Source organism: Klebsiella sp. Q11 (genome assembly GCF_964241505.1).
GTDB classification, from domain to species: domain Bacteria; phylum Pseudomonadota; class Gammaproteobacteria; order Enterobacterales; family Enterobacteriaceae; genus Klebsiella; species Klebsiella michiganensis.
In genome coordinates, this window is sequence record NZ_CAXSXW010000005.1 from 309,884 (window position 1) to 332,914 (window position 23,031).

The 23,031-nt window shown below is 60.9% G+C and carries 21 protein-coding genes and 1 riboswitch; of the genes, 16 read left to right on the forward strand and 5 right to left on the reverse strand.

Features of this window, described 5'->3' with window-relative positions; all coding sequences use genetic code 11:
* Window positions 1-7 precede the first annotated feature (7 nt).
* Together mgtR and mgtU are read left to right on the forward strand one after the other, a co-directional pair.
* Entirely contained in the window at window positions 8-100 is a 93-nt protein-coding gene (mgtR, locus tag ACESQ2_RS10475) for a protein MgtR (RefSeq protein WP_014229313.1), read from the forward strand.
* Between the two features lie 13 nt (window positions 101-113).
* On the forward strand, window positions 114-200 hold the full coding sequence (mgtU, locus tag ACESQ2_RS10480; protein WP_251009858.1) for a magnesium transporter protection protein MgtU: 87 nt from the start codon (window positions 114-116) through the stop codon (window positions 198-200).
* Between the two features lie 50 nt (window positions 201-250).
* On the opposite strand, the gene katG is transcribed toward mgtU, so the two are convergent.
* Together katG and ACESQ2_RS10490 are read right to left on the reverse strand one after the other, a co-directional pair.
* Window positions 251-2,434, reverse strand: a complete 2,184-nt coding sequence (gene katG, locus ACESQ2_RS10485; protein WP_014838449.1) for a catalase/peroxidase HPI — start codon at window positions 2,432-2,434, stop codon at window positions 251-253.
* A 265-nt stretch (window positions 2,435-2,699) separates the two neighbouring features.
* A complete protein-coding gene (locus ACESQ2_RS10490; protein ID WP_373170372.1) occupies window positions 2,700-3,632 on the reverse strand; it encodes a LysR substrate-binding domain-containing protein in 933 nt (310 codons plus the stop codon).
* Window positions 3,633-3,731: 99 nt separating this feature from the next.
* On the opposite strand from ACESQ2_RS10490, the gene ACESQ2_RS10495 reads away from it, so the two are divergent.
* The 3 genes from ACESQ2_RS10495 (at window position 3,732) to ACESQ2_RS10505 (ending at window position 5,426) form a co-directional block, all read left to right on the forward strand.
* The gene (locus ACESQ2_RS10495) at window positions 3,732-4,166 is read left to right on the forward strand and encodes a DMT family transporter (RefSeq protein ID WP_004850792.1); all 435 of its coding nucleotides are present in this window, start codon (window positions 3,732-3,734) and stop codon (window positions 4,164-4,166) included.
* A gap of 9 nt (window positions 4,167-4,175) precedes the next feature.
* Complete coding sequence (locus ACESQ2_RS10500; RefSeq protein ID WP_025108281.1) at window positions 4,176-4,643, forward strand: DMT family transporter; 468 nt, start codon at window positions 4,176-4,178, stop codon at window positions 4,641-4,643.
* Between the two features lie 150 nt (window positions 4,644-4,793).
* The gene (locus ACESQ2_RS10505) at window positions 4,794-5,426 is read left to right on the forward strand and encodes a LysE family translocator (RefSeq protein ID WP_014229317.1); all 633 of its coding nucleotides are present in this window, start codon (window positions 4,794-4,796) and stop codon (window positions 5,424-5,426) included.
* 45 nt (window positions 5,427-5,471) lie between these two features.
* Here ACESQ2_RS10505 and ACESQ2_RS10510 read toward each other — a convergent pair whose 3' ends face one another.
* A complete protein-coding gene (locus tag ACESQ2_RS10510; RefSeq protein ID WP_014229318.1) occupies window positions 5,472-6,164 on the reverse strand; it encodes a B3/4 domain-containing protein in 693 nt (230 codons plus the stop codon).
* Between the two features lie 43 nt (window positions 6,165-6,207).
* Here ACESQ2_RS10510 and ACESQ2_RS10515 point away from each other — a divergent pair, with 43 nt between their 5' ends.
* The 10 genes from ACESQ2_RS10515 to ACESQ2_RS10560 all read left to right on the forward strand — a co-directional run bounded on the left by ACESQ2_RS10515 (window position 6,208) and on the right by ACESQ2_RS10560 (window position 19,749).
* Window positions 6,208-6,810 (forward strand): helix-turn-helix domain-containing protein, encoded by a 603-nt coding sequence (locus ACESQ2_RS10515; RefSeq protein ID WP_014229319.1) that lies wholly within the window; start codon window positions 6,208-6,210, stop codon window positions 6,808-6,810.
* A gap of 212 nt (window positions 6,811-7,022) precedes the next feature.
* A riboswitch (guanidine-I (ykkC/yxkD leader) is annotated at window positions 7,023-7,121 on the forward strand.
* 57 nt (window positions 7,122-7,178) lie between these two features.
* The gene (locus ACESQ2_RS10520) at window positions 7,179-8,237 is read left to right on the forward strand and encodes a putative urea ABC transporter substrate-binding protein (protein ID WP_014838452.1); all 1,059 of its coding nucleotides are present in this window, start codon (window positions 7,179-7,181) and stop codon (window positions 8,235-8,237) included.
* A gap of 24 nt (window positions 8,238-8,261) precedes the next feature.
* Window positions 8,262-9,077 carry an ABC transporter permease gene (locus ACESQ2_RS10525; protein ID WP_009652192.1) on the forward strand — a complete coding sequence of 272 codons (816 nt, stop codon included), beginning with the start codon at window positions 8,262-8,264 and terminating at the stop codon, window positions 9,075-9,077.
* Window positions 9,074-9,850: an ABC transporter ATP-binding protein gene (locus ACESQ2_RS10530; RefSeq protein WP_014838454.1), complete on the forward strand. Its 777-nt coding sequence runs from the start codon at window positions 9,074-9,076 to the stop codon at window positions 9,848-9,850. The genes ACESQ2_RS10525 and ACESQ2_RS10530 overlap by 4 nt, the downstream gene beginning before the upstream one ends.
* A gap of 4 nt (window positions 9,851-9,854) precedes the next feature.
* Window positions 9,855-10,583, forward strand: coding sequence for an urea amidolyase associated protein UAAP1 (locus ACESQ2_RS10535; RefSeq protein ID WP_014838455.1), 729 nt, complete (start codon window positions 9,855-9,857; stop codon window positions 10,581-10,583).
* 10 nt (window positions 10,584-10,593) lie between these two features.
* The gene (locus ACESQ2_RS10540; protein ID WP_373170375.1) at window positions 10,594-11,229 is read left to right on the forward strand and encodes an urea amidolyase associated protein UAAP2; all 636 of its coding nucleotides are present in this window, start codon (window positions 10,594-10,596) and stop codon (window positions 11,227-11,229) included.
* A gap of 168 nt (window positions 11,230-11,397) precedes the next feature.
* Window positions 11,398-15,003 (forward strand): urea carboxylase, encoded by a 3,606-nt coding sequence (gene uca, locus ACESQ2_RS10545; protein ID WP_373170376.1) that lies wholly within the window; start codon window positions 11,398-11,400, stop codon window positions 15,001-15,003.
* A complete protein-coding gene (gene atzF / locus ACESQ2_RS10550) occupies window positions 15,000-16,796 on the forward strand; it encodes an allophanate hydrolase (RefSeq protein ID WP_373170377.1) in 1,797 nt (598 codons plus the stop codon). The genes uca and atzF overlap by 4 nt, the downstream gene beginning before the upstream one ends.
* Window positions 16,797-16,981: 185 nt before the next feature.
* Window positions 16,982-18,901, forward strand: a complete 1,920-nt coding sequence (gene mrdA, locus ACESQ2_RS10555) for a penicillin-binding protein 2 (RefSeq protein WP_004850811.1) — start codon at window positions 16,982-16,984, stop codon at window positions 18,899-18,901.
* A gap of 104 nt (window positions 18,902-19,005) precedes the next feature.
* A complete protein-coding gene (locus ACESQ2_RS10560) occupies window positions 19,006-19,749 on the forward strand; it encodes a glutamine amidotransferase (RefSeq protein WP_373170379.1) in 744 nt (247 codons plus the stop codon).
* Between the two features lie 2 nt (window positions 19,750-19,751).
* On the opposite strand, the gene ACESQ2_RS10565 is transcribed toward ACESQ2_RS10560, so the two are convergent.
* Window positions 19,752-20,300: a TetR/AcrR family transcriptional regulator gene (locus ACESQ2_RS10565; protein WP_032749132.1), complete on the reverse strand. Its 549-nt coding sequence runs from the start codon at window positions 20,298-20,300 to the stop codon at window positions 19,752-19,754.
* A gap of 116 nt (window positions 20,301-20,416) precedes the next feature.
* On the opposite strand from ACESQ2_RS10565, the gene ACESQ2_RS10570 reads away from it, so the two are divergent.
* Window positions 20,417-21,205 (forward strand): SDR family oxidoreductase, encoded by a 789-nt coding sequence (locus ACESQ2_RS10570; RefSeq protein WP_286114188.1) that lies wholly within the window; start codon window positions 20,417-20,419, stop codon window positions 21,203-21,205.
* 342 nt (window positions 21,206-21,547) lie between these two features.
* Here ACESQ2_RS10570 and ACESQ2_RS10575 read toward each other — a convergent pair whose 3' ends face one another.
* Window positions 21,548-23,029, reverse strand: a complete 1,482-nt coding sequence (locus ACESQ2_RS10575; RefSeq protein ID WP_162557315.1) for an aspartate aminotransferase family protein — start codon at window positions 23,027-23,029, stop codon at window positions 21,548-21,550.
* Window positions 23,030-23,031: the final 2 nt, after the last annotated feature.

The following is a 23,031-nucleotide window of genomic DNA, read 5'->3' on the forward strand; positions in this document are numbered from 1 at the left end:
CGCAGAGATGAATCGTTCTCCGGACACCCTCATCGCGCTGATATTTTTCCTGGTGGGTCTGCTGGTGCTGTTGCTGGCTATCTGGCAAATCCTGTTCTGAAAAAGGGGGCGCGATGCGCAGAGGATCGCTGGATAAAGTCTTTATTCAGGTGGCGATTATTGCGGCCATCATTATTCTGCTGACAATCTGGATTAGATAAGAGGAGCCCGGGCCATTGGCCCGGGTTTAGCATTTCTGCTGGGGAAAGGATTACAGATCGAAGCGGTCGAGGTTCATCACCTTGGTCCATGCGGCAACGAAGTCATTCACGAACTTCTGCCGCGCATCGCTGCAGGCATACACTTCAGCCAGGGCGCGCAGGACGGAGTTGGAGCCAAATACCAGGTCAACGCGGGTCGCGGTATATTTCTCTTCGCCGCTCTTACGGTCGCGGCCGATAAACAGCTCAGCGTGCTCGTCAGCGGCTTTCCAGACGGTGCCCATATCGAGCAGGTTAGCGAAGAAATCATTGCTCAACACGCCCACGCGGTCGGTAAACACGCCGTGTCGGCTGCCGTCGAAGTTCGCGCCCAGCACGCGCAGACCGCCCACCAGTACCGTCATTTCCGGCGCCGTCAGCGTTAACTGCTGCGCTTTATCAATCAGCAGCGTTTCGGTGGAGATGCCGCCGCCAACGCGACGATAGTTGCGGAAACCATCGGCCAGCGGCTGCAGCAGATCCATCGCTTCCACATCGGTCTGATCCTGACGCGCATCGACGCGGCCAGGGGCGAAGGGAACGCTAACCTGAACGCCCGCCGCCGCGGCAGCCTGCTCAATGCCCACCACGCCGGCCAGAACGATAATATCGGCCAGCGACGCTTTACCGGATGCCTGCTGAATCCCCTGCAGGGTCGGCAGCACGCGGGACGCGATGGCGTTTACCGGCCAGGATTTCTGCGGTTCCAGCGCCAGACGCGCGCCGTTGGCGCCGCCGCGTTTATCGCCGCCGCGGAAGGTGGAGGCCGATGCCCAGGCAACGGAAACCAGCTCGCTGACCGAGAGGCCGGCGTCGGCAATGGCGGTTTTCAGCGTCGCGATATCCTCTGCGGTTGGGGTGTGGACCGCCGCCGGTAGCGGATCTTGCCAGATCAGATCTTCTTTCGGCACTTCCGGGCCCATGTAGCGGGACTTCGGCCCCATATCGCGGTGGATAAGTTTAAACCACGCGCGGGCAAAGGCTTCGTTAAAGGCCTGCGGGTCGTTAAGGAAGCGGCGGGAAATCTTGTCGAACTCCGGGTCGAAGCGCAGCGTCAGGTCGGTGACCAGCATGGTCGGCTTGCGTTTTTTCTCCGGATTAAACGGGTCTGGAATAATTTCCGGGCCGTCTTTCGCTTCGAACTGAATCGCGCCTGCCGGGCTGCGGGTTTGCACCCACTCATATTTGTACAGGTTTTCGAAGAAGTAGTTGCTCCACTGGGTCGGCGTTTGCGTCCAGACCACTTCCAGGCCGGAGGTGATCGCGTCGGCGCCCGCGCCGCTGCCGTAGCTGTTCGCCCAGCCGAGTCCCTGCGCTTCAATCGGCGCCGCTTCCGGCTCTGCGCCAACGTGGCTGGTCACCGCGGAACCGTGGGTTTTGCCCAGCGTATGACCGCCGGCGATCAGCGCGACGATCTCTTCATCATTCATTGCCATATTGCCGAAGGTCGCGCGAATCGCGGAGGCGGCGGAGAGCGGGTCGCCGCTGGCGTTGGGGCCTTCAGGGTTGACGTAAATCAGCCCCATTTCGGTCGCGCCAATGGCCTGCTGATTCAGGCTTTCCGGATGACGATGGGCAAGCCATTCGGTTTCGTTACCCCAGTCGACGTCCAGATCCGGTTCCCAGACGTCTTCACGACCGGCACCGAAGCCAAACGTACGGAAACCGGCATTTTCCAGCGCCACGTTGCCTGCCAGCATATAGAGGTCGGCCCAGGAGATTTTTTGCCCGTATTTTTGTTTTACCGGCCACAGCAGGCGACGGGCTTTGTCGAGGCTGACGTTATCCGGCCAGGAGTTGAGCGGTGCGAAACGCTGCTGGCCGCGGCCCGCGCCGCCGCGCCCGTCAACGGTACGATAGGTACCGGCGCCGTGCCACGCCATACGAATAAACAGCCCGATATAGCTACCCCAGTCCGCTGGCCACCACTCCTGAGAATCGGTGAGCAGGGCGCGCAGATCGGCCTTCAGGGCCGAGTAGTCGAGCTTCTTAAACTCTTCGCGGTAGTTAAAGTGTTCGCCCAGCGGGTTTGAACGATTGGAGTGCTGATTCAGCAGATCCACCCGTAGTTGATTTGGCCACCAGTCGCGGTTGCCGGTGCCACCGCCAGCGCTCTGGGTGGGCGTCGCCGTCTCGGCGTGGAAAGGGCATTTCCCTGCCGACGGGGTATTAGAAGGATCGTTTGACGTGCTCATATCAGGCTCCGTTTGCTTTTGTGAATGCCATTACGATATACACTGCTACCAATAAGCGATATTTGAATGAGTCTACGGATTTAATAGTTATTTCCGTTCAATGCCTTTGTAAAAACCGAACATATATCATTGTTCAATGATTGATTGTTCAGTATTGACTCAACCACAATAGTCGTAACATACGCGTAAAGGAATCGTTAAGACATCATCCCCGCCAGCGAAGACCGATTGTTTGAGTTACGACAATTTTAGTGCGTAAAACGGCTTAGCGCTGCCAGTATAAAGGCGTACCAAAAACGTCGATAAAATAGTCTATTACCGCACGTACGTTTAACGAAGGATGACGGGCGTGAGGGTAGATCGCCGACACCGGCGAGGGGCTGCTGCCGATCGCCGCGCTGTAGTGAGGCATCAGCTGAACCAGCCTTCCAGCCCCCATGGCTTCATTGACCATCCAATCGGGAAAGAGCACCACCCCCATGCCTCCCAGCGCAGCGGTCAGCAGAGCATCGGCGTTATTTGATGCCAGCCGCGACGTTTGCGGATAGTGAACCCATTCTCCCTCCGCGAGGCGGAACAGCCAGCGGTTAGGTCCATTTGAACCGCTGTAGACCAGCGTGCTGTGATGGCGAAGATCTTCCGGTTTCTCCGGCGTGCCGCAGCGCTGCAGATAGTCCGGAGCCGCAACCAGATAGTGATGCTGCATACCCAGTACTCTGGCATGAACGCTGGAGTCCGGCAGGCTGCCGATGCGGAAAATCAGGTCGGTCGCTTCGCGGTGCGGATCGATAAAGTCATCGGTCAGCGCCAGCGCAATTTGCATCTGTGGATAGCGCTGCGTCAGCCCCGGCAGCCACGGCGCGATATGGCGCTGGCCAAAATAGACCGGGGCGTTGATCCGCACCAGTCCACCCGGCTCAAGACGACGGTCCTGCAGGTCGCGCCTGGCAACGCTGAACCGTTCGCCGAGCCCTCTGGCATGTTCGGCAAACAGGCGTCCCGCTTCGGTGGGAACCACCGCCCGGGTATTACGATAAAAGAGCTGCTGGCCGAGCGCATCCTCAAGCTGGTGAATGACGCGCGATACCATCGAGGGCGAAACGCCTTCCCGCCTCGCCACTACGGAGAAACTCTGGCTGTCATAGACGGCGATAAACAGCTGTAGCGCCCGAAAATTCACATTACCCGCATCGCTCATTAATGCAATATCCGCAAAAGTGTTTCCCTGATTGTATCGTTTTTCACATTACTTCGCTGCTTTATGCTCTGCCACCCAATCAATAATCGGATATCAACGATGCAGTTATTACTTATTTTTCTTGTGATTGCCGGCGGCATGGGGTTATCCGTGGAAGCCGGACTACTCGGGCCGCTTGCCGGTCAGGTAGGGGACCTGTGGGCCACCTTTAGCATTTTTAGCGTCGGGAGCGCGCTAACCTTTCTGCTGATGCTGCTGTTTGGCCCCAGGCAGGGTCCCTCGTTCTTCTCCTTACCGGGCTGGCAGCTTACCGGGGGCGTACTGGGGCCCATTTACGTCGTCATCTTAACCATCGCCGTACCGGTTATCGGTATCGCCATGACGATGATCGGCATTCTGGCCGGTCAGGTATGCAAAAGCCTGCTGATTGACCACTACGGTCTGTTTGGTTCGGCAAAACGTAAAATCGATGGACGGCGGGTTATCGCGCTGCTGTTTATCATCGTCGCCCTGATTCTGATCGCCACAAGCTGAGGAGTTAACATGAGTAGCATAATGATTTTGCTGGCGCTGGTCGGCGGCGCGATGTTGAGTATGCAGGCGGCGATTAACGGCCGTTTGGGCAGCCAGGTGGGCGTATTTCGCAGCGCGTTTCTCACGTTTGCGGTGGGCGCCTTGATCACGGCGCTGCTGATTTTTTATTTTGCCCCCCATCAGTCGACAACGCTGCTGGATGTGCCGAAATGGCAGCTGCTGGGCGCATTTTGCGGGGTTCCCTATATCGTAATTATGGTGGTGGCGGTGCAGCGTATCGGTACCGCGACGGCCACGGTGGCGGTGATTTTTGGCCAACTGGCCATGAGTCTGCTGATCGATAATTTTGGCTGGCTGGGTAACGACGCCATTGCCTTTTCAGCGGGGCGGCTGGGGGCCATCGTCTGTCTGGGGCTGGCGCTGTTCTTTATTTACCGCTCCAGCGCGGCGGCAAAAGCTGAAGATAAGGAGAGTTAGCCCACCTGTTCAGGTGAGTTGTCGCGCATCGCCAACCGCGGTCATACTGTTCGTCACCCTGTGACTGGCGCTTTAGACAGGTTACTGTCGGGGAGCATGGGTATCGCCGCCGCGCGCCTGGGCATCACATCACTTTACCGGAGATACGCTATGCCTGAGATACCGTCGCTGCTGACCTTCGCGCTTGTTGCCCTTGGCCTGGTATTGACCCCGGGGCCGAATATGATCTATCTGATTTCGCGCTCGATTTGCCAGGGAAGAAGGGCCGGACTGGTCTCCCTCGGCGGGGTGGCGCTGGGGTTTGTGTTTTATATGCTGTGCGCCGCGTTCGGTATTACCGCACTGATCTTCGCCGTTCCCTACGCTTACGACGCGTTGCGCATCAGCGGCGTGGTCTATCTGCTTTATCTGGCCTGGCAGGCGGTGAAGCCCGGCGGGCGCTCGGTCTTTGCGGTGCGCGACCTGCCTGCCGATAGCGGCCGTAAGCTGTTTATGATGGGCTTTATTACTAACCTGGCGAACCCTAAAATCGCCATCATGTATCTCTCACTGCTGCCGCAGTTTATCTCGCCCGGACACGGCAGCATCCTTGCGCAGTCGCTGGTGCTGGGAGGGACGCAGGCGCTCATTAGCGTAGCGGTTAATGCGCTGATTGTGGTGATGGCCGGGCAGGTGTCGCTGTTTCTCGCGGGGCGCCCGTTATGGCAGCAGTTTCAGCGCTGGCTGATGGCGACGGTGCTGGCGGGGATGGCGGTGAAAATTGCCTTCGAGGCGCGGAAGTAATCGCTGCGCCCGGCGGTGCTACGCTGCCGGGCGCAAGGAATGGCTTTAGGCTCCTGGCCCTATCAGCTGTGAGCGGATCGTCGCCTCCGGCATCATCTCCAGCAGGCCGTTGCTCAGCATCTCTCCCGCCTCCTGCAGCGCGCTAAGCGGCATTTCCGGCAGGCTTTCAAGAATAAACCACATCCGCGGACTCTCCACGCTCAGACGAGTACGTACTCCCTGTCGCCAGTTCCAGCGTCGGCAGGTCACGCCGCGATCGTCGCCCCAGACCACTTCTCCCGCGTCGGGATATTCGTGAACGATCTGCCCCTCTTTGACGGTATCGAACGGTTCGCTGCCGTCCGCGAGCTTGAGGTGCGGGGCGCCAACGTAAGCCGCCAGGTTTTCGCCGCCGACCGGCACGGCGTAGCGCAGGCTCACCGCATTATAGAGATCGACGATGGGATCGATCGCAGCCATCTCGCCATCGCGCAGCACCCGCCTGCGCAAGGCTTCCGCCGAGCAGGGCGTCCGCTTGGGTTTTGCGCCAAAGGCGCGGAATACCTCGTTCCAGGCCTGCAGGTGCGCCTCCGCCCACTGCGGCTCGCCGGCGATAACCGCCTGGCAGGCGGAGCGGAGCGCATCGGACCCGACCAGGGGGGCGCGTACGGCGGCGGAAACGACATCAATGCTCAGGGCGCGAAAGCCGGGGGCCAGCGCGGAGACCTGCGGGCTGATTGACGGTAATACGCTATTCATTGGATAATCCTGTAACGACCATTTTAAAGCATAATATCGACCGATGACCAATAAAGTCAATATAACGACCGACGCGGGCGCCGATGCCGCCATGATTAATGAAGCCGTTGCGGCGCGCATTAAGCGCTACCGGGCGGAAAAGAAGATCTCCCTGGATGAGCTGTCGCGACGCGCGGGCGTCAGCAAAGGTATGCTGGTAGACATTGAAGCCTGCAGGGCCAATCCCAGCATTGCGCTGTTGTGCCGTCTGGCCTCGGCGCTGGGCGTTTCCGTGGCCGATTTTGTCAATGTCGCCACCGCGCCGCCGGTAAAGGTGATTGCAGAAGGCGAGATTCCCACGCTGTGGCAGGGCGAGCAGGGCGGCAAGGCGCGGCTCCTTGCCGGTACCAGCGGTCCGGATATGGTTGAGCTCTGGCAGTGGAGCCTCAATCCGGGAGAAATGTTCACATCGCCGGGGCACGGGGAGGGGACGACTGAGCTGCTTTTCGTGACCGAGGGCGCCTTAACCCTGACGGTTAACGACGGGGTCTATCTGATTCGAGAGGGGGATTCCGCCGTCGCGCGTACCGACGCCCCGCATAGCTACGCTAACGCCGGGGATAAGATCGCGCGATTCACCATGACGGTGAGCGAAAAAGCGCGCTAGCAAGCGTTTCCCGGCGAGCGGCTATCGTCCCGACCGCTCGCCGCCTTCACGCCATACGCACCAAATCCATGCAATGCCCCATCATCACTCCCCATTTTTGGGAGCCGCGGCGGCGCCTACCGTCGTAGGGCTGATTTTACGCGCGCTGCGCGCCTGGCATAGACCTTGCACGCTCCTGTTCAGAAGGCAGCGCAACAGACAATTGAGATAACACAATAGCTGGCTAGGGTTCCGGTTCACTCAGGTGAACGTCTGGTCCGAGAGCTGGCGACCTCTGCGAGGTTACACGGCGGGACAAAAGCCCGGGAGACAGCAGCACCGTTGGGTGTCGCGCTGCCCCCGTTTCTCGTGCTAACCAGAGGTCCACCATGAAGACACCGCCGATCCTCCGCTCTCTTATCCTGTCGCTGGCGCTGCTGGCCAGCGTCCCCTCGTTTGCCGCCGTCAAAAAAGAGTTCAACATCTGCTGGACTATCTATGCCGGATGGATGCCCTGGGGCACCATCAGCAACGAAAAGATCATCGATAAATGGGCCAGCAAATACGGTATCAAAATCAATATCGTTCAGCTGAACGACTACATCGAATCCATTAACCAGTACACCGCGGGCCAGTTTGACGGCTGCACCATGACCAACATGGATGCCCTGACCATTCCGGCGGCGGGGGGCGTGGATACCACGGCGCTCATTACCGGCAGCTACTCCGACGGCAACGACGGCGTGGTGCTAAAGGGGGCGGATAAAAAGCTCAGCGATCTGAAAGGCATGGCGGTGTATCTCCCGGAGCTTTCGGTATCGCACTACCTGCTGGTTCGCGGTCTGGAAAAAGCCGGGCTGCAGGAAAAAGACGTCAAAGTGGTCAATACCTCGGATGCGGATATCGTCTCGGCTTTTGGCACCAGCGGCGTACGCGCGGCGGTGGCCTGGAATCCACAGCTTTCGGTTATCAAAAAGACGCCGCAAACCACGGAGGTCTTTAGCTCTTCGCAGGTTCCCGGCGAGCTGATCGACATGATGGTGGTGAATACTCAGACCCTGAAAGATAACCCGGCGCTGGGTAAAGCCCTGACCGGCGCCTGGTTCGAAATGATGGCCAAAATGCAGGCCGGAGATACGCAGGCGCTAAGCGCAATGGCCGCCGATTCCGGCACCGACCTCGCGGGCTACCGGGCGCAGCTAAAAACAACCCATCTCTTCTGGACGCCTGCCGATACCCTGACGTTTATCTCCTCGCCGGCGCTGGCAAAAACCATGCAGCGGGTAGCGCAGTTCTCTTTTGATAAAGGGCTGCTGGGAGAGGGGGCGCAGAGCGCTGACTTTATCGGCATGACCTTCCCCGGCGGCGTCACCGTCGGCGATACCGCCAACAGCAAACTGCGCTTTGACGACAGCTATCTGAAGCTGGCCGCGGCGGGGCAGCTGTAATGATTGACCTTGGGAGTCCACGCCATGCGCCACATTAACCGCTATCCCCGGCAGGGTATGCGCCTGACGCTGATGCTATTGCCCTTCGTCCTGATGATCGCCGCCTGGTTTATCGGTTCGGCGGTGCGGCTGGAAGCCAACCCGCAGGATAAGCTGCTGCCCGGCCTGTCGCAGATGATCGCGGCCATCGATCGGATGGCCTTCACCCCGGATAAACGCAGCGGCGAGTATCTGCTGTGGGCCGACACGCTGATTAGTATGAGCCGCCTGCTGATTGGTCTGGCGCTCTCGTCGCTGATTGGCCTGGGCATCGGCATCGCCGCCGGCGTGTTCCCGATGTACCGCGCGGCGCTGTCGCCGCTGATGACCGTGGTGTCGATGATCCCGCCGCTGGCGATCCTGCCGGTGCTGTTTATCGTCTTCGGCCTGGATGAGCTATCAAAAGTGATGCTTATCGTCATTGGCATTACGCCGATGTTGGCGCGCGACCTTGAACAGCGGGCGCGGGAAATCCCGGCGGAGCTGTTTATCAAAGCGCAAACCCTCGGCGCCAATAGCTGGACGGTGGTGCTGCGGGTAGTGCTGCCGCAGCTGCTGTCGCGGCTGATAACCTCCCTGCGCCTGCTGCTGGGCTCCGCATGGCTGTTTTTGATCTCCGCCGAGGCCATTTCCGCCACCGCCGGTCTCGGCTATCGCATATTCCTCGTCCGCCGCTATATGGCGATGGATGTGATTATTCCTTACGTCATCTGGATAACCCTGCTGGCATGGCTGATGGATCTGGCTCTGCGCCAGCTGCACAAAGCCTGTTTCCCGTGGGCGGAAGGAGGCCGGGCATGAGCTTTATCGACATCAAAAATATCTGGCAGGAGTACGGCGACCACGTGGTGCTGGAGCGCATCAATTTGCAGGTGAAAGAGGGCGAGTTCTGTTCGATGGTCGGCGCGTCCGGCTGCGGGAAGTCGACGTTTTTACGCCTGCTGCTCGGCCAGGAAAAGCCGACTCGCGGGGAAATCACCCTCGACGGCCAGCCGCTGGCGGCGGAGCCGGACCGCAGCCGCGGCGTGGTGTTTCAGCGTTATTCGGTTTTTCCGCACCTCAACGTGCTGGATAACGTCGCCATTGGCCTCGAACTCCCGGCGTCACCGCTGTTTGGCCGGCTGTTTGCCGGCAGGAAACGCGACGCGCGCGAACGGGCGCAGCGGATGCTGGAGAAAGTCGGGCTGGGGCACGCGCTGAATAAATATCCGGCGCAGCTCTCCGGCGGGATGCAGCAGAGGCTGGCGATCGCCCAGGCTTTCGTCATGCAGCCGCGCGTACTGCTGCTTGATGAACCCTTCGGCGCGCTGGATCCCGGTATTCGCAAGGATATGCACGGGCTGCTGCTCCAGTTGTGGAGCGAAACGCGGATGACGGTTTTTATGGTCACTCACGACCTCGCGGAGGGCTTCAACCTTGGCACCCGGCTGCTGGTTTTCGACAAAGTGCGCATCGATCCGCAGGCGCCCAACGCCTGGGGGGCGCGCGTTACCTACGATATTCCGCTCAATGAAGCGCGGATGTCGCAGATGACCACCGGCAGCGACAATAACGTTTACGCATTAAGGAGATAGTTTGATGACCGCACTTTTTCACTCATCCCCCAGCCTGCGCGAAGAGCGGCTACCCGGCGGGGCGCACACCTCATTGATTTTGCGCAAAGGGCAGATTCTGCGCCTGACCGATATCGACGGCGGAGCCAACGTCAGCATGATGATGCTGAATCCCCATGAGAAGAGTGAGCGCCTGAATCTGCCGGATACCCTCAAGGGGCAGCACACCGCGCGCCTGACCGCCGGGCACTGTTTCTACTCCGATATGGGGCGCGTTCTGGCCGGGATTGTTGCCGACAGCTGCGGCTGGCACGACCCGTTCGGCGGGATACTCAACGCCGACGAGACGCGTGAAAAATATGGCGCAGGACGCTACCAGGAGCTGCGCAACGGCTTCTACCGCAACGGCGTCGATAACCTGCTGGTTGAAATGGGTAAATGGGATCTGGGCCTGGAGGACCTGCTGATGGTGGTTAACTTCTTCAGCAAAGTCACCGTCGATGAGGATGGCCGTTTTCAGTTTATTTCCGCCAACAGCCGCGCCGGAGATTACGTTGAGCTGTTTGCGCCGATGGATGTCCTCATGGTGCTGACCGCGCTGCCGCATCCTCAGGACCCTGCCGCGGAGTACGCCCCGCGGCCGATCCAGCTGAGCTGGTACCAGGCTGACGATGCGCAGGCGGCCGCGGAAGCGCTCTTTACCCGCGATGAAAACCAGCGCGCGTTCCTCAACACCCAACTTTTTGCCCTGTAAGGAGGCTGCGATGACCCTGATCGCCAGTAACCGTCGTCCCGAAGATGCCGTCTATCGCCATGTGATCCCGGCAGGGGAACCCTGGCTGTTTGAGGTACAAAAAGGGCAAACCCTGCGCCTGCTTGACCTCGAAGGCAACCAGGCCATTGATACCCTGTTTTACAACGCCGATAACCCCCGAGAACGCTACGATCCGCAGCGCACGCTGCGCCGCCAGGGCAATGCCTATCTGACCACCGGCAGCGTACTCTATTCCAATCTGGGCAATCCGCTGATGACCATCGTTGCCGACACCTGCGGTCGCCACGATACCCTCGGCGGCGCCTGTGCCCAGGAGAGCAACACCGTGCGCTACGCCCAGGATAAACGCTATATGCACAGCTGTCGGGATAATTTCCTCTGCGCCTGCCTGCACGATGGCCGCCTGCATAAGCGCGATATCGGCGCCAACATTAACTTTTTTATGAACGTCCCGGTGACGCCGGAAGGCGGTCTGACCTTTGAGGACGGAATATCGGCGGCGGGGAAATACGTTGAGCTGCGCGCCGAGTGCAACGCCGTGGTGCTGATTTCCAACTGTCCGCAGTTAAATAATCCCTGCAACGGCTGGAACCCCACGCCCGCCGAGGTGCTGGTATGGAACTGACCCGCTGGCAGCGCTGGCGTCTGCTGGCCTTTCGGCTCTTCGCCGTCCGCGCAGACCGCCTGAACAGTACGCCGACGCGCAAACCTTAAGCGCCGGTTCACCCCGGGGACGACCTCAGGGGAAAATCGAATTATTGCGGGACGACCCGCGACCCTGTGAGTTGCGCTTATGTTTGATACCTTACTGATTGCCAACCGCGGCGCCATCGCCTGCCGCATTCTGCGCACCCTGCGCGCGATGCAGGTGAAGGGTGTCGCCGTCTATTCCGAAGCCGACCTGAGTAGTCTGCATATCCGCGACGCGGATGAAGCGTTAAGCCTCGGCGACGGCCCGGCGGCGCAAACCTATCTGGTGACGGAGAAGATCCTTGCCGCCGCGCAGCAGAGCGGCGCCAAAGCGATCCACCCCGGCTACGGCTTTCTGTCTGAAAACGCGGCCTTCGCCGAGGCCTGCGAGGCGGCGGGGGTGGCGTTTGTCGGCCCCACTCCACAGCAGCTGCGCACCTTCGGCCTGAAGCATACCGCTCGCGCCTTAGCCAAAGCCGAGGGCGTGCCGCTGCTGGAAGGCAGCGAACTGCTGGCCGACAGCGGCGAAGCCTGCCGGGCGGCTGAGGCGGTGGGCTATCCGGTGATGCTCAAAAGCACCGCCGGCGGCGGCGGGATTGGCATGCGCGTCTGTCGCGACGCCCGTGAGCTGATTGAGGCGTTTGCCGCGGTGCAGCGGCTGGGGCAAAACAACTTCAGCGACGGCGGGGTATTTCTCGAAAAATATATCGAACGCGCCCGCCATCTGGAGGTACAAATCTTCGGCGACGGGCGGGGAGAGGTCATCGCGCTCGGCGTGCGCGACTGTTCAGTCCAGCGGCGTAACCAGAAAGTGATTGAAGAGACGCCCGCGCCGAATCTGCCTGAAGGGATGGCGCAGGCGCTATGCACGGCGGCTATCGCGTTGGGTAAAGCGGTGAGCTACCGCAGCGCCGGGACGGTGGAGTTTGTCTATGACAGCGCGGCGCGGCAGTTTTATTTCCTCGAGGTAAATACCCGGCTTCAGGTCGAACACGGCGTCACGGAGCAGGTGTGGGGCGTTGACCTGGTGCGCTGGATGATTGAGCTGGCGGCGGGGGAACTGCCTCCGCTACCTGAGCTGGCCGCCGGGTTACGGCCCCAGGGCCATGCTATCCAGGCGCGAATTTACGCCGAAGATCCGGGGCGGCAATTCCAGCCTTCTCCCGGACTGTTAACGGACGTCTTCTTTCCGCCGGCGGACGGCGCAGCCCTGCGTATTGACCGCTGGGTGGAGGCCGGGTGCGAAGTCCCGCCGTTCTTCGACCCGATGCTGGCAAAAGCGATCGCCTGGCGCCCCAGCCGCGATGAGGCTATCGCCGGCCTGGCGCAGGCGCTGGCGGAGACCCGCCTGTACGGCGTAGAAACTAACCGCGTGTACCTGCAACAAATTCTTGGCTTTGCGCCCTTTACCGAAGGCGAGCCCTGGACCCGCTGCCTTGAGCAGCTGCGCTACCGCGCGGCGACCGTGGAGGTGCTGAGCGCCGGAACCCAGACCAGCGTGCAGGACTATCCGGGACGTTTGGGGTACTGGGCGGTGGGCGTACCGCCGTCGGGGCCGATGGACGATCGCGCCCTGCGTCTCGGCAACCGCCTGCTGGGCAATGCCGAGGGAGCGGCCGCGCTGGAAATCACCCTCAACGGGCCGACCCTGAAATTTAATACCGACGTTCAGGCGGTGGTGTGCGGCGCGCCATTGGCGGTGACGCTCGATGGCGTAGACCAGCCGCTGGACTGCATATTGACTATTCCGGCGGGGGCGACCCTGAAGCTGGGCGCGATAAGCGGCGCTGGGGTCAGAAGCTATCTCTGCCTGAGCGGCGGCATTCAGGTACCGGACTATCTGGGGAGTAAAAGCACCTTTACCCTCGGACAGTTTGGCGGCCACGGTGGACGGGCGCTGCGCGGAGGCGACGTGCTGCATCTGGCGCCGCACGCCGCCGCCAGAAGCGGGGATCAACTACCCGCCGCGCTACGCACAGCGCTGGCTGAAGTGCGGACGCTGCGGGTGATTTACGGCCCCCACGGCGCGCCGGAATTCTTTGCGCCGGAATATATTGCGACGTTCTTCGCCACGGAGTGGGCGGTCCACTTTAACTCCAGCCGCACCGGCGTGCGCCTGATTGGCCCCAAGCCGCTGTGGGCCCGCGACAGCGGCGGCGAAGCGGGGCTTCATCCGTCGAATATTCACGATAACCCTTACGCGGTGGGCGCGGTCGATTTTACCGGCGATATGCCGGTGATCCTTGGACCGGACGGGCCGAGCCTCGGCGGTTTTGTCTGCCCGGTCACGGTGATTGAAGCCGACCTCTGGCAGTTAGGCCAGCTCAAGGCCGGGGATAAGGTACGTTTCGTGGCGGTGGATTTACCCACCGCCCGGCGGCTGGCGGAAGGGCGGCGCGCCGAGCTGGCGACCCTAAGTCACCAGGCGATAGCCTGGCAGCCCGCGCCGCTGACGTCGCCTGTCGTGATGACCTGCGGCGAGGCGGACAAACGCCTGGTGGCGCGACTCTCCGGCGATACGCATCTGCTGCTGGAAGCCGGGGAGCCGGAGCTGGATCTGGTTCTGCGTTTCCGCATTCACGCCCTGATGCAGGCCCTGGAAGCGCAATCAAGAGACGGCGCGATCGATATCACCCCGGGGATTCGCTCGCTGCAAATCCATTTTCAGCCGGAAACGTTGCCCCTTGAGACGCTGCTGGCGTGGGTGCGCAGCGAGTGGTCCACGGTCTGCCTGAGTGACGATCTGCAGGTGCCGACGCGCGTGGTGCATCTGCCGCTCTCCTGGGACGATCCGGCCTGCCGCAGGGCAATCGATAAATATATGACCACCGTGCGCCAGGACGCGCCCTGGTGCCCGAGTAATCTGGAATTTATACGTCGCATCAACGATCTGCCCGATGAACAGGCGGTATGGAATACGGTATTTGACGCCAGCTATCTGGTGATGGGGCTGGGCGATGTTTATCTCGGCGCGCCGGTGGCGACGCCGCTTGACCCGCGCCATCGCCTGGTTACCACCAAGTACAACCCGGCGCGCACCTGGACGGCGGAAAACTCGGTCGGCATCGGCGGGGCCTATCTGTGCGTCTACGGCATGGAGGGGCCCGGCGGCTATCAGTTCGTTGGCCGGACCCTGCAGATGTGGAATCGCTATCGCGAAGTAGCGGATTTTGCCGGCAAACCCTGGCTGCTGCGTTTCTTCGACCAACTGCGTTTCTATCCGGTTTCGGCCGAAGAGCTGCTGCAGATTCGCCGCGATTTCCCGCTCGGACGCTACCCGCTGCGCATTGAGCACAGCACGCTGCGGCTGGCGGAATACCAGCAGTTTCTCCGCCGTGAAGCGCACAGCATCGGCGCGTTTCGCGAGCATCAGCAGCAGGCGTTTAACGCCGAACGCGATCGCTGGATAGCCAGCGGGCAGGCCCATTTTGACAGCCAGGAGAGCGCCGTGGATGAGGGCGGAGACGCGCCGCTGCGGCAGGGCGAACAGGGGGTGGAAAGCCCGATTTCCGGAAACCTGTGGCAAGTACAAACGGCGGCAGGCAGCCGGGTCCGCGCGGGGGATGTGCTGGTCGTGCTGGAGTCGATGAAGATGGAGATCCCGCTGCTGGCCCCCTGCGATGGTGTTATTCAACAGGTTCACGTGCAGCCGGGCAGCGCGGTACGCGCCGGGCAGCGGGTGGCGGTGATTATTGAGGAGAAGGCATGATGCAGCAGACGTTTGATTTACGCCTGGCAACCCTGGCGGAGCGTTACCGCACCGGTAAAACCACACCGCGCAGCGTGCTGGCGGACATCCGCCAGCGGGCGCAGGCGCTTAACCCCGAGTTCCGGTTGTTTATCCATATTCTGAGCGAAGAGGAGCAGGAGCCGTTTCTGGCGGCGCTGGATGACCTCTCGCCGGCCGCGCTGCCGCTGTACGGCGTGCCGTTCGCCATCAAAGACAATATCGATCTGGCGGAGATTGTCACCACCGCGGCCTGTCCGGCGTTTGCGTATCGGGCGGAGCAGAGCGCGACGATTGTCGCTCAGCTGATTGCGCTGGGCGCCGTGCCGGTCGGTAAAACCAATCTCGATCAGTTCGCTACCGGTCTGAACGGTACCCGATCGCCGTACGGTCGCTGCCGCAATAGCTATCATGCGGAGTATCCCTCCGGCGGTTCCAGCGCCGGTTCCGCGCTGGCGGTGGCGCTGGGCGTTGCCAGCTTCTCGTTGGGCACGGATACCGCCGGTAGCGGCCGCGTCCCGGCAGGGCTGAATAACCTGGTGGGTCTGAAGGCCAGTAAAGGGCTGATATCCACCGCAGGGGTGGTCCCCGCCTGTCGTACGTTAGACTGCGTGACCGTTTTCAGCCCCACCGCCGACGAGGTCAGCCAGCTGCTGGCGCTCGTCGCACAGTGCGATCCGCAGGACGCCTGGAGCCGCCGTAATCCTCAGTGGAACAGCCGTCAGGCGTTCGGCAGACCGTCCGCGGGGTTTCGTTTTGGCGTTCCGCGCGAGCTCAATTTCCTCGGCTGCCGCGCAAGCGAACGCCTGTTTTCCCAGGCCCGGCAACGGCTGACGGCGCTGGGCGGGGTGGCAGTTGAGATTGATTTCACGCCGTTTCTGGCGGCAGCCCGGCTGCTGTATGACGGGCCGTGGGTCGCCGAACGCTACGCGGTGGTCGGCCCGCTGATGGCGCGGCAGCCGGAGGCGGTACTGCCGGTTATTCGCGACGTGCTGGCAAAAGCGCCGGGCACCGACGCCACGGCGACCTTTACGGCGATCTATCAGCTACAGCAGTACAAAGCCCGTTGCGACGCGATACTCGAGACCCTGGACTGCGTGCTGACGCCAACCTATCCGCGCCCGGTGACGCTTGACGAGCTGGAGGCGGAGCCGATCGCGCGTAACGCCGATCTCGGGTACTACACCAACTTTATGAACCTGCTGGACTATGCCGCGGTGAGCGTGCCATGCGGATTTATGCCGGACGGATTGCCTTCGGGCGTCACGCTGTTTGGCCGGGCCTTTACCGACCAGTATTTACTGGGCCTGGCCGATGCGTTTCAGCGCGCTGAGCGGCTGCCGCTGGCGGGCGGAGCGCGGCTGGAGACCCCGCCGCCTGAACGCGTCGCCGGCCATGACCGAATGGCGCTGGTTGTTTGCGGCGCTCATCTCTCTGGCCTGCCGCTTAACGGCCAGCTGCTGGCGCGGGGCGGTCGGCTGCTGCAGGCGACCCGCAGCGCGCCGCACTATCGTTTATACGCTCTCGCGGACGGCAAACGCCCGGCGATGGTTCGCGCCGATAGCGGCGGGGCGTCGATCGCGGTTGAAGTGTGGGAGCTACCCAGCGCGGAGGTCGGTTCGCTGCTGGCGGCCATCCCCGCGCCGCTGGGCCTGGGAAAAGTTGAGCTTGCCGACGGACGCCGGTTAGCGGGCTTTATCTGCGAAGCCAACGGATTAGGCGAAGCCACGGAGATTACCGCCTACGGCGGCTGGCGCGCCTGGCTGGCACGCTAAACTACAACCCCTCCATCGCTTTTTGATGGAGGGGATTGGTGACAGTGTCACCTTAAATTTCTAACATGCTGAAACATTTCTGCCAGATCATTAGCAACCTTTCGGTAGGGCTCCCGCTGCGATAACGCTATTCTTCCCCGCTTTTCCCTTTTCAGGCACTTTGTAACCCAGGTAAATGACCGCTAATGTCCCTAATGAGAGATGAAATTCGCGACCATTCAGCGGAAAAGATGCTATTTATCCGCCGTGCCGTCATTGCGTTTCTACTGGTGGTGATTTGCTTCGCCATCCTGATCCTTAATCTTTACCGCCTGCAGGTGGATCAGCACGACTTTTATCAGACGCGTTCAAACCAGAACGACATTAAAATGCTGCCCATCGCGCCGAGCCGGGGGCTGATTTTCGACCGCAACGGCATCCCGCTGGTACAAAATATTACCCTCTACCGTTTGCAGGTGATCCCGAGCAAAATCGCCGATATGACGGCGCTGCTGCAGCAGCTGACGCCGATCGTTGATTTAACCCCGCAGGATATCGCCGACTTCCGCGACGATATGCACCACAACAGCCGCTACAAAGAGGTGACGTTAAAATCGGACCTGAGCGATGTTGAAGTGGCGCGTTTTGCGGTCAATGAGTTTCATTTCCCCGGCGTCACGGTGGAGAGCTATCAGCAGCGCGCTTATCCCTACGGCGCCGAACTGGCGCACGTGGTTGGCTATGTCTCGAAGATCAACGACAGCGATCTGCAAAAGCTGGCCAAAGCCGGGGAAGAAGAGAACTACGCCGCCGACCACAATATCGGCAAGCAGGGCATTGAAGGCTACTACGAGAAAGCGCTGCACGGCACCACCGGCTATCAGGAAGTGGAAGTGGATAACCACGGGCGGGTCGTGCGTCTGCTAAAAGAGGTCCCGCCGGTGGCCGGGAAGAACATCTACCTGACGCTGGATCTGCACCTGCAGCAGTATATCGAGTCGGTGCTGAAGGGGCAGCGCGCGGCGGTAGTGGCCGTCGATCCGCGCGATGGCGGCGTGCTGGCCATGGTGTCGAGCCCCAGCTACGATCCCAATCCCTTTGTCAGGGGCATCGGCTATCAGGCCTACCGTTCGCTGCTCGATAACCCGGACCGGCCGCTGATTAACCGGGTCACCCAGGGTCTCTATCCGCCCGCGTCGACGGTGAAGCCCTACATGGCGCTGTCGGCGCTGTCGGCGGGCGTAATCACGCCAACCACCTCCTTCTTCGGCGCGCCGACCTGGACGCTGCCGGGGACCCAGCGCCGCTACCGCGACTGGCTGAAGAGCGGCCACGGCATGCTTAACGTCACCAAAGCGATAGAAGAATCGGCGGATACTTTCTTCTATCAGGTAGCGTTTGAGATGGGTATCGACCGCATTCACGAGTGGCTAAGCAAGTTTGGCTACGGTCAGTCTACCGGCATTGATCTTAACGAAGAGTATGCCGGGGTGCTGCCGAGCCGGGAGTGGAAACAGCGGGTGCATAAAAAACCGTGGTATCAGGGGGATACCATTTCCGTCGGTATCGGTCAGGGCTACTGGATTGCCACGCCGATCCAGATGGTCAAGGCGCTGACGACCCTGATTAACAACGGCAAAGTGCAAAATCCGCATCTGCTTTACTCCATGAAGCAGGGTAATAAGGTCGAGCGCTATCAGCCGCCGCAGGATCTGCCGCAGGTTGGCGATCCGCATTCGCCGTACTGGGGCGTGGTGCGCAACGGCATGTACGGCATGGCGAACCTGCCAAACGGCACCGGCTATAAGCTGTTCCATACCGCGCCGTACCAGATCGCCGCAAAATCCGGGACGTCCCAGGTCTTCAGCCTGAAGGAGAACCAGACCTACAACGCGAAGATGATCCCGGTGCGCCTGCGCGACCATATCTTCTATACCCTGTTTGCCCCCTATCAGCATCCGAAGGTGGCGATGGCGCTGATTCTGGAGAACGGCGGCGGCGATGGCGTGGTTGCGGGACCGACGGCGCGCGCCATCCTCGACCATATCTTCGACCCGGCCAACGCGCCGGCGGAACAGGGCGCGACGTCGACGGTGCCGCAGGTGGAGAGCGCCGACGCGCAGTAAACGTTATTCACTCTGAGCATAAGCGTTAGCGGATTGGTTATTTGCCGCCGCCGGCGCTTTTGCTCATAGTAGCGTTCTGTGTTGCTGTGAAAAAAGGCGCTCTGATGTCGTTAAGCCGAAATACGCTTCTTCTTGTACAAACCGGGACTCCGCCGGATGAAATCGTCTCCGACCACGGCGATCTTCCCCTCTGGTTTGGCAATTTACTGGCGCCGTGGCGCAAAAAAATCAGCGTGGCGCGCGTCTATGCCGGAGAGCCGCTTCCCGCGCCGGATAACGCGACCATCGCGGTGATTACCGGCTCCTGGGATATGGTGACCGAACGCCTGCCGTGGAGTGAAATGACCGCGGCCTGGATCCGCGAGGCGATGGCGATAGAGATGCCGCTGTTTGGCGTCTGCTACGGGCATCAGCTGATGGCGCACGCCCTGGGGGGTGAGGTGGACTACCATCCAGCCGGACGCGAAGCCGGAAGTAAAACCATTTCGCTGTCCGCACACGGCCTGGCGGATCGTCTGCTGGCTGACCACCCGGCGCCGTTCAGCGCGCACCTCACGCATATGCAAACGGTCACCCGATTACCGCAAGGGGCGAAGGTGCTGGCTTCGTCGCAGCACGATCCTCATCAGATTGTACGCTACGGCGCGCATGCCGTTTCTACGCAGTTTCATCCGGAGATCACCCCGGCGATTGCCCGCTCGCTTATCGCGTTCCGCCAGGCGGCGCTGCGCAACGAGGGGGTTGACCCGGACAGGCTGAGTCGTGACGTTGTGGAGAGCCCGGTGGCCTCGGCGATTCTGACCCGCTTTGTCGCAGGCTACCTGCAGCCAGACCTGAACCCGGCTTAACCTCAGCGCTGTTTTTCCGCGAGCCAGGCCGCCGTTTCACCGAGGATTTCGTCGGAAAACGTTGAATCCGCGGTCATCCGCGCCAGAATTAACGCGCCGACCATGGCCGACCAGCTGCCAATCGCCGCGCGGCGGCTGGCTTCAGCATCCCGATCATCCATCGCTTCACTGAGCTGCGCTATCTGCTGCTGCAGCCGCGCGCTCATTTCGTCACGCGCGGGTTCGGACTGGCGGATGGTTTCCGCCGCCAGCGCCGCCAGCGGGCAGCCGCTGGCAAAATTATCCCGATGTTCGGGGGAAAGATAACGCTCGATTTGCGCGACGACGTCGTTTTTCGCCGCGTCGTTCTCTATCTTCAGTTCCGCGAGGGTTTGGGCGATCAGGTCATCCTTCGATTTGAAGTAGCCGTAGAATCCGCCGTGGGTCAGACCGGCTGATTTCATAATATCGGTGACCGTGACCGCGTCAAAACCCCGCTCGCGAAACAACCGCCCGGCGGCGGTCAGGATTGTCTGCTTATTCTCTTCAACCTGTTTTCTGCTCACTCTCATGGCGTCGTCCTGCTGCGAAATTATTTATGATGACCATCATATAACATTATTTACAGCATACCCAGCCCGTGCCATTATACATGACGACCATCATGTATAAATTGAGGAGTACACCTATGAGCAGTGAATCAGCGGTGCTGGTAACCGGCGCATCGACCGGAATTGGCGCAGTCTATGCCGAACGTTTTGCCCGCCGCGGCCATGACCTGGTGCTTGTCGCGCGTAATCACGAGCGGCTGACGGCGCTGGCCGAGCGGCTGCGCGACGAAACCGGCGTTCAGGTCGACATCCTGCAGGCCGACTTAACCCAGGATAGCGACATCGCCGCCGTGGAGCAGCGGCTGCGGGAAGACGCGCGTATCAGGATTCTGGTCAACAATGCCGGCACCTCGATTCCCGGTGATTTCCTCCACCAGAGCAGTGACGATATCACTCGCCTGATTACCCTCAACGTGACCTCTGTGGCTCGCCTGGCGAACGCGATCGCGCCGCGTCTGGCAGAGGCCGGAGAGGGGGCGATTGTCAACATTGCGTCGGTCGTTGGGCTGGGTCCGGAAATGGGGTTGACCGTCTACGGCGCCACGAAAGCCTTTGTGCTGTTTCTCTCGCAGGGACTCGACGTTGAGCTGAGCGCGAAAGGCGTATACGTTCAGGCGGTACTGCCGGCGGCAACGCGCACCGAGATTTGGCAGCACAGCGGCAAAGACGTGGATACCATTCCCGGCGTCATGGAGGTGGATAAACTGGTGGATGCCGCCCTGGTGGGGTTCGACCGCCGCGAATCGGTGACCATACCGCCGCTGCATGATGAAACGCAGTGGCAGACGCTGAACGCGACGCGTCAGGCCATGCTCCCCGGCTTTGCGCAATCTGAACCCGCGGCCCGTTACCTGGCCCGATCGTGAGTTTGTCGCACCGTGTATCGGAAAGGAGAGTCGATACACGGTGCGATAACATCCCGCCATGTCGCGCCCGGCACGGATACAACGCCTCTGGAAGGCAGTGCTGCGCACAGCTATCATCGGGCCGGTAGCCCGGGCAGGCGCTTTGCGCCGCCCCTGGGAGAAGAGCGCTGAGTGGCAGAATACCCGGAGGCGGTGCTGCGCACCTGTCCGGGCTACAGGTTCACAGCCATCTTCAGGCCGGTAGCCTCAGTATCGTGACAACGTCACAAATTCAGGGCGAAAAACCAATAAAAAAGCCGATAAGGTGAGTTATCGGCTTTCAAGGTTAATGCGAAAACAAATTTACTGCGCCAGCAGCTCCTGGGCGGTACGTTCTACCAGACTCAGCAGCACCTTCACGTCCTCTAACGTCACGATCGGGTTCAGCAGCGTCAGCTTCAGACAGGTGACGCCGTTGTGCTCGGTCACGCCGACGTTAGCGCGACCGGAAGCCAGCAGCGCATCGCCAACCCGCTGGTTGAGCAGGGCGATCGCGGCATCGTCGCTGCCCGCCATCTGCTGCGGACGGGAACGGAACAGCACGCTCGCCAGCTGCGGCTGCATGACCAGCTCCAGCGTCGGCTGCGTTTTGACGTAATCCGCCACGTTCAGCGCCATCGTCACGCCGTGATCGATGATTTCCGCGTACTGCTTCTGGCCCAGCGCCTCCAGGCCCATCCACAGCTTCAGCGCGTCGAAGCGGCGGGTGGTCTGCAGCGATTTGGATACCAGGTTCGGTACGCCGTGCTCTTCATCAAACTCAGAGTTCAGATAGGCCGCCTGATAGCGCATCAGCTCATAGTGGCGGGCTTCTTTTAACAGAAACGCGCCGCAGCTGATGGTCTGGAAGAACTGCTTGTGGAAATCCAGGGTGATGGAGTCCACTAAGTCAATGCCGTCCAGACGATCGCGATACTTGTCGGACATCAGCAGGGCGCCGCCCCAGGCCGCGTCAACGTGCAGCCAGATCTGGTGCTCAGCCGCGACGGCCGCAATCTCGCGCAGCGGGTCGATTGCCCCCGCGTCGGTGGTGCCGGCGGTGGCAACGATGGCCATAATCTGTTCGCCGTTAGCCTGCGCCTCGGCGATTTTCGCTTTCAGATCCGCCACGTCCATCCGCGCGAATTCGTCGGTTTTCACCAGCGTCACGGAACGGTAGCCGAGGCCCATCAGCGCCATGTTCTTCTGCACCGAGAAGTGGGCGTTTTCTGAACACAGCACTTTGTACTGACGAATATCGCCCGGCAAACCATCCTGCTGGATGGAATGACCCCGGCGGGCAAAGAAGGCATCGCGCGCCAGCATCAGGCCCATCATGTTGCTCTGGGTGCCGCCGCTGGTGAAAACGCCCGCATCGCCGGCGCCGTAGCCGACCTGAGCGCGCAGCCATTCAATCAGCTTGATCTCGATGATGGTGGCTGACGGGCTTTGGTCCCAGGAGTCCATGCTCTGGTTGGTGGCGTTAATCAGCACTTCCGCCGCCTGGCTAATCACCAGGCTCGGGCAGTGCAGATGCGCCACGCACTGCGGGTGATGTACCGACAGGCTGTCTTTAAGGAAGTACTCGATCGCACGTTCAATCGCCGCCTGGTTGCCCAGACCCTGTTCGTTGAAATCAAGGGTGATGCGCTCACGCAGTTCGTCAACGCTTTTCCCCTGATACATTTCAGGCTGCTGCAGCCACTGCGCTACCGCCTGGCTGGTCTGGGCGATCGCTTGCTGGTAGGCATCAATACTTTGCGCGGAACCAGCAAGAATCGGATTCAACTTGGACATTGCGGTCACTT